The organism is Ruegeria sp. YKSF070, from assembly GCF_059612725.1.
On record NZ_JBXWRD010000090.1, the window covers coordinates 1 to 7,365 of the forward strand.

Annotated in this window: 5 protein-coding genes and 1 pseudogene; 5 read left to right on the forward strand and 1 reads right to left on the reverse strand. The window is 57.5% G+C overall.

The annotated features are described in order from the left end of the window. Positions 1-1,039 (forward strand): TRAP transporter large permease (locus AC2FL1_RS22970; RefSeq protein WP_496878465.1); only part of this gene is annotated, 1,039 nt, incomplete at its 5' end. Positions 1,040-1,050: 11 nt separating this feature from the next. Next, positions 1,051-1,767 (forward strand): type 1 glutamine amidotransferase, encoded by a 717-nt coding sequence (locus tag AC2FL1_RS22975; RefSeq protein WP_496878466.1) that lies wholly within the window; start codon positions 1,051-1,053, stop codon positions 1,765-1,767. 446 nt (positions 1,768-2,213) lie between these two features. Here the strand turns inward: AC2FL1_RS22975 and AC2FL1_RS22980 are convergent, their stop codons facing one another. After that, positions 2,214-2,915, reverse strand: a complete 702-nt coding sequence (locus AC2FL1_RS22980; protein WP_496878467.1) for a Crp/Fnr family transcriptional regulator — start codon at positions 2,913-2,915, stop codon at positions 2,214-2,216. Between the two features lie 290 nt (positions 2,916-3,205). Between AC2FL1_RS22980 and AC2FL1_RS22985 the strand changes: the two genes are divergently transcribed. The 3 genes and pseudogenes from AC2FL1_RS22985 (at position 3,206) to AC2FL1_RS22995 (ending at position 7,122) form a co-directional block, all read left to right on the forward strand. Then, entirely contained in the window at positions 3,206-4,597 is a 1,392-nt protein-coding gene (locus tag AC2FL1_RS22985) for a DUF1254 domain-containing protein (RefSeq protein WP_496878468.1), read from the forward strand. Further along, positions 4,597-5,919, forward strand: coding sequence for a DUF1214 domain-containing protein (locus AC2FL1_RS22990; RefSeq protein ID WP_496878469.1), 1,323 nt, complete (start codon positions 4,597-4,599; stop codon positions 5,917-5,919). Before AC2FL1_RS22985 ends, AC2FL1_RS22990 begins: the two co-directional genes overlap by 1 nt. A 59-nt stretch (positions 5,920-5,978) precedes the next feature. After that, positions 5,979-7,122: pseudogene (locus AC2FL1_RS22995) on the forward strand (IS3 family transposase). Positions 7,123-7,365 lie beyond the last annotated feature (243 nt).

Genomic DNA, 7,365 nt, shown 5'->3' on the forward strand with positions numbered 1-7,365 from the left:
GGCCGGCGCCTATGTCGGCCATCGCCGCGGAGGTTTGGGCATGGCGGCCGCGTTGTCCTGCGGCGCATTCAGCGCCGTTTCGGGCAGCTCGCTGGCAACGGCCGCCACCATGAGCCGCGCCTCGATGCCGTCGATGCGCGCAGCAGGCTACGATGACAGCCTGTCCACGGGCGTGATCGCCGCCGGCGGAACGCTCGGCATCCTGATCCCGCCCTCAATCGTCCTCATAATCTACGCAATCATGACCGAACAGGACATCTCGGACATGTTCGTCGCCGGGCTGATACCGGGGGTGCTGGGTGTTCTGGGCTACATGGCCGCGGTCAAGGCCGTGACGGCGCGTTACCCAGACCGGGGACCGGCTGCACCACGGGTTGGCAAGGCCGAACGCCGCAAGGCACTGATGGGTGTGATCGACATCCTGCTCCTCTTCGCGGTGGTGCTCGGTGGGATCTACTTTGGCCTGCTCGCCTCGACCGAAGCAGCGGGAATTGGCGCGGTTACTGCCCTGATCCTTGTCGCCGTACGCGGCAGGTTGTCGTGGGACATGCTGATCAATGTAATGTCAGAGACCGGTAAGACGACCGCGATGCTGTTCACCATCTATGTCGGCGCGTTGTTCTTTACAGAATACGTCAATTTTTCCGATCTGCCCTTCTTGCTGGAGGACCTGGTCGAGGCCTATGCGCTCGGCCCGCTTCAGGTTGTCCTGTTCATCCTGCTTTTGTGCCTGGCGTTGGGAATGGTGCTCGAAAGCATGTCTATCATCCTGCTGATGGTACCGATCTTCACCCCGATCCTAGTGTCCCTGGATGTCAATCTGGTCTGGTTCGGCATCCTGCTCGTGGTCACGACCGAAATCAGCCTGATCACCCCACCCGTGGGCATGAACGTCTTCGTGTTGAAATCCGTCAACGAGGACGTGCCTCTTGGAACGATCTTCCGGGGGGTTCTCCCCTTCATCGCAGCCGATTTCGTCCGGCTGGGGCTGTTGATCGCCGTTCCCGCGCTATCGATCGGACTGCTTGCGGCCCCCTAGGATAACGACCAATGAAACTCGCCATTCTGTCGACAAACGTCGGAGCCGAAGCGGTTTACTCGCGCCATGAGAGCGAATCTGAGCAGATCGCGGCGTGCCTGGGTGCTGTAAGGCCCGACTGGCGATTTGAGTCATTCAAGGTATACGATGATACATATCCTGATGATCCCGAAGAGTTCGACGGAATGCTCATCACCGGCAGCCCGGCGTCCGTCAATGACACCTATCCGCTGATAGAGAAGTTTTTGGATTACCTGCGCGACCGGTACGCGGCCGGGATACCGCTGTTCGGAATCTGTTTCGGTCATCAGGCGCTTGCCAAGGCGCTGGGGGGGCAGGTCACCTTAGCTCCGACAGGATGGAGCCTCGGGACGGTCAGCGTCAGCATATGCGACACGGCACCATGGATGGTTCCGCCGCGTGACATGCTGAACCTTTACGCGGTCCACAACGAGGTGGTGGTGCAATTGCCCGAAAGAGCCACGGTTTTTGCGAGAACGGATCGCAACCATTATGCCGGTTTTTTCGTTGGCAACCAGATCCTGACGACACAACATCACCCTGAAATGACACGCCCTTTCATTGCGGACGTGGTGGATGAGCTATCTGCCTCACTCGATCCGCTGGTGATCGCGCGCGCTCGGGAAAGCCTAGGGACCAAGACCGACAGCGGTGTATTCGCCGAATGGGTCGCGCAGTTCTTCGAGGGAGCACGACATAAGAAATGAAAAAGTCCCGGCGTGTCGTTCATTCGACCTGCCACGCCGTCAGTTGTTCAGAATTCCGCAGTTCGGTGCCCAAGCTCGGCGCCGAATTCACTAGCACGTGGCAAATCTGCGATGCGTGGGGCAATGTCGTCACCAAGATCAACGAACGCGACCAACGGCAGCAATGCTACGTTGGGCGGTCATCCGATGGTTTTGCTCTGATGTCTCGGTTGAGCCCTTTGCGGACCCCTCTTCAGATCCCAGCTGAGTATTTGGACATTTTTCGGGACGCTGCCTGTTGGCAAGGAGCCGCGCCGCTCTGCGTTTGGGAAACCGATCGTAGGGCGCAAAGGAGAAAATAGCTTGTCATCTTGCCTCATGGGCGGACAAGGTCATGTTTCTTTAATATATCACGGGCCATCGGAGCCCTTCGACATTCTCGAAGCACGTTGCCTGAGGAATACAGGTCAGCCGGTGCGCTCTGCCACTTTGGCGAGCAGAGCGTTCGGATCCCTGATCGCGATGCCGCTGTATCCGGTCGCGATGCTGCCCTCGGCCGCCAGCCGCCGCAGGATGCCGCCCGTCCAGTTGCGGGACAGATTGGCCGCTTCGGCAAGATCGTTCTGGTTGACCGGAACGGTGATCGGCTCGGCGCTTCGGGCGCCGGGTCCGCGCAGGCCGCCGAAGCGCAGCAGTACGGCGATAAGGCGTGTTTCGGCATCGCGGATGGTCAGGTCGGACGCGACGGTCGAGACCGTGTCGCCATATTCCATCGACAGCATCACCATGTGCTCCCACCGTTCCGGCCGAGCGTGCAGAAGTGCGCGGACATGCTGGTACGATACCACCGCACATGCCACAGGTGACATGGTGATGCCTGTCGCCACCCGCGCGTCGCCGACGAGGATCGAGCGATAGCCGAACCAGACGACAGGCGGGGTCATGTGCAGGATCGGTGAATCAGGCCGGCCGAAACTGGTGTGAAATGCCATGAAGCCTTCGGCGACCCCGATCATGTCGCCGTTTTCGTCACCCGCGAGCGAGATCTGTTCACCCTTCTCATAGTGCCGCCACCGTGCCTCGGCTAGAAGATCATCCCCGAACGCCCGCGGAACATGGCTCAACCATCCCCGGCTCAACAGGACTTGCAATCCTTCCTTGCGCTTCATCCACGCGATCCCCCCAACAACAAAAAGCCACAAATCTTGGGAGATTGCACATTTGGTGTCAAACGCGGGGGTGTCACTTTGATAGTGTTTCCCAGGGCGCGGGTGCAGTTCAGTGTCTTTTGTCACGAATGGTCGTCGACTGGGTAAAACCCCCGTGGCCCGGATACTTTGACGATTCCCAATGCTTTCGCGGAAGATGAAGGCGCGACGCATCGGCGGGCGAGGGCTTTTCTTCGTCCATCCATCACTCACGAACAGGCCCCTGAACGATCGAGAACCGGAGGCGATCCATGAAGACAATTCTCGCAAACACTCTCTTCGCCGGCACTGCGTTCTTCCTTTTAGGCGCAGGCCTTGCCCGAGCGGACCTGACCGAAGATGAAGCGCGCGAGATCGGGCGTGAAGGCTATATCTTTGGGTATGCCATGGTCGAAAACTACAAGACGATGTTCGGTTTTTCGATCTTTGAGCAGTCACCGGTCTATTCGGGGTTCAACACATACCAGCATAATCGCGAACCCTATGATCCCGATTTTACGCTGGTCGTCACTCCGAACAACGATACGCTGTACTCCACCACGTTTGCGGATTTGCGGACAGAGCCGCTGGTAATCACGGTGCCTCCGACCGGGGACCGGTACTTTTCCATACAGCTCGTCGATTTTTCGACGGACAACTTCGCCTATTTAGGCACTCGCGAGACGGGGCGCGACGGTGGTGTATTCGTCCTCGCCGGCCCGAATTTCAAAGGATCTCTGAAGAGCCAAGACTTTGACCGCGTATTTATCGCACCCAGCCAGTTCGTAGCGCTTGCAACCCGCACCGCCATCAACGGACCGAAAGACGCGTCGGGCGCCGCAGAGGTGCAGGATGGTCTGAAGTTGACGCCGCTCAGTGCTTTCCTTGGTCAAACTGTACCCGTGTCCGCGCCCGAAGTCGATTTTCTCGCTTTCGACCCCGAGGCAGTCGAGACGATCGCCTTCTTCGACTATCTCGACATGATCCTGGACTGGCATACACCTCGTCTCGATGAGGAAGAGATACTTGGAAAGCTACATCGGATTGGTGTTCTGGGCGGCGGTGTCGATGGGTTCGAAGCCGATCTCTTCGATACCGAGACCCAGGCCGCTCTGCAGGAAGGTATCGACGCTGGCAGGGCCGAAATCGAAGCCCTTGGGAACCAGTTGGGGGAACGGATCAACGGTTGGGAATACACCCCGCCCATGGGTAATTTCGGCACCGATTATCTTTTCCGGTCTGCCGTCGCGTGGAAATTCCTCTATACGCACAGCCCAGAAGAGGCACTTTACCCTATTGCCAACGTGGATGCCGATGGTGCTTTGCTCGACGGCACATCACAGTACGTTCTCCGTTTCGAACCGGGCCAGCTTCCCCCTGTGGATGGGTTCTGGTCACTCACGATGTATGACAGCGAAACGCGGCTGCTCGTTCACAATGAAATCAATCGCTATAGCATAGGCGACCGCACGGCTTCACTTAAGCTGGATGGCGATGGCGCACTTGAAATCTATATCCAAAATCAGTCGCCCAGCCCTGACAAGGAGGGCAACTGGCTGCCGGCACCGGAGGGCCAGTTCTACGTCATCCTGCGGGCCTATGTTCCGCAGGCCGCCATGCTGGCGAATGAATACCGTCTTCCTGCAATTCAAAGGATGAAGTGATGCGGCACCACCTGAAAAGCGCTCTGGCGACAATAGCCGCCATCGTCCTGATCAGTCCGGCTATGGCTCAACCTGTCCAGATCCCGGACGACGAGACAGTCGCCGACGCCTATGTCTATTTGCTGGGGCGGGCCCTGGTCGATCGTCAGGAAAAGACGGACATGGAGGAACCTGGGGTCGACTACAATGTCATCAAGTACAATCCGGTTGGTGCCGCCGACTTCGTGAACCCGAACCTCGATGTCGCCTATCTCGAAGCCTGGATTGCGGTTGATGATCAAAGCCTGGTCTTGCTGGAGGTCCCACCGGTCGAGGGCCGCTACTACACGGTGCAGATCTGCGACGAGTGGGGCAATGTCGTCACCAACATCAACGAGCGCGACTACCCGCTGAATCCCCACGGCAGTTATGCCTTCATGACACCTGACACCGTTGCCGAGATACCGGAAGGCGCCGTTCCCGTTGTGCTGCCCTCCCGAAAGGCAAAGATGCTGGCGCGGGTGGAGTTGCAGACGGATGTGGACGGTGCGGTGGACCTGCAACGCCAATTCAAGATGTCCACGCTCGGTGAGCCTGAGATTTCGGCACCTTCAAACCTGCCCGTTTTTGACAACCAGTCGTTAGTTGGCATCGAGGTTTTCGACCATGCAGACGAGTTACTCTCGGGGGCGTTCGACAGCATTCCGGTCGCTCCGGACATGCAAGCCAAAGTACGCGCGGTGGCGCGTGTCGCATCCGATCCCGCACGGCGGGATGCCCTTGCCGCAACCATTCGTGAAACCGTCATTCCCCGCTTTCTGCAATTCGCCGTGACAGAAGCAGGGTCCTTCCAGAACAACTGGCTGGGTGTACTCGTCGGCGGCATCTACGGCGATGATTACTGGATAAGAACAGCGGCCAATCTGGTCGGTATCTGGGCGAACACAACGCACGAGGTGATCTACTTCGTCGCGACGACGGATGAGAACGGCGAGCCCTTGGATGGCAACAACACCTACATCATCGACTTCGACGAAGCGAACAGCCCCGATGCTGTGGTGAACGGGTACTGGTCGGTGATCCTGGTGGACCTACCCGATTACCGCGTGGTGCCGAACGAAATCGACAGGTTCAACTTCAATTCCTTTTCTACCTTTGAAAGGGGTGCGGAAGGCGGTCTGTCCCTTTTCATCGCCCCAGCCGAGAGTGATGCTTTTCCACCCTCGAACTGGCTGCCCTCGGCTGACGGCAAACCGTTTTCGCTAACCTTCAGGACCTATGTTCCGAAGGAAGTCGTAAAAGCGGGCAATTGGTTTCCGCCAAGTATCAGAAAGCTGAACTGAGGTGCCCCTAGATTTGTAGACGTTTTGCTTGGTAGTTTTGGAATCAAAGGACGACGCAAATGTCAGGGCAAATTCGTTACTCAGATGAGTTCAAGGCCGACGCGGTGGCACAGGTCACCCAGCGAGGATATTCGGTCAAAGAAGTGGCAGAGCAGCTCGGGATCAGCACCAAGTCTCTGTACACTTGGATGGCCCAGTTCTCGAAGCCGCAGAGACAAACGGATCAAGAGGCCGAGGTCAGGCGTCTCAAGAAGGAACTGGCCCGCGTCACCGAGGAGCGTGACATCCTAAGAAAGGCCACCGCGTACTTCGCCAGGGATGCAAAGTGAGGTCCGCGTTTATCGACGCGCATCGTCAGCAGCATCCCGTTCGTGTTCTTTGCAAGCTTCTCAGCGTTCACCCAAGCGGTTTTTACGCTTGGATTAAGGAACCGTTAAGCCGACGCGCGCAGGAAGATGTGCGCCAGACTATGCTGGTCAAGAAGGCGTGGAAAGATAGCGGCAAAGTTTATGGCTATCGCAAAATCCATGACGATCTGCTTGAGATGGGTGAAGCCGTATCCGAGAACCGCGTTGCCCGGTTGGCGCGTCTTGCAGGCATTAAGGCGCAGATCGGCTACAAGAAGAAGCCCGGTCAGTATGGCGGTAAGCCCGCTGTTGTCGTGGACAATACACTGGATCGCCAATTCGCCGTGGACACGCCGGATCGTGCTTGGGTGACGGACATCACCTATCTGCGCACGCATGAAGGCTTTGCGTATCTTTGCGCCGTCATCGATCTGTTCTCACGCCGCGTGATCGGCTGGGCTGTCCATTCACGGCAGACTCAGAGCTGGTGGTGCAAGCTCTGCTTATGGCGATTTGGCGACGCAAGCCGGGACCAGGTCTGTTGATCCATTCAGATCAAGGTGCGCAGTTCACAAGCCGAGAATGGAACGCGTTCCTCCGCGAGCATAATTTGGAACACTCCATGAGCCGCAGGGGGAATTGCCATGACAATGCTGTCGCCGAAAGCTTCTTTCAGCTATTAAAACGCGAGAAGATCAGGCGTCGCAAATACAAGACGCGGGAACAGGCCAGACGCGACGTGTCCGAATACATCGAAATGTTCTACAACCCGAAACGCAAGCACACGAACAACGGAATGCTGTCGCCCGTTGATTTCGAAGAAAGACAGCTCAAATTGGAGAAGGCTGGTGTCTAGGAAACTAGGGGCACCTCAGTCATACCTATTAATGGGGAGGGATAATTCTAGATAAGAGGCCCTCTAGGGGGGCATAAACAGGGGCATTCTCAGGACCCTCGGGATGCCTGACTGCTTGCTCTGATCATCTGGAAGAAGATGGCTGCCGTTCCTGAACACGTATAGAACCATGTGCGTGTCGCCGGAGCCTGAATTTCGGCAGGTCCTGGAGGAAATCCGTTGGCTGGACCTTGTTGCGTGAGG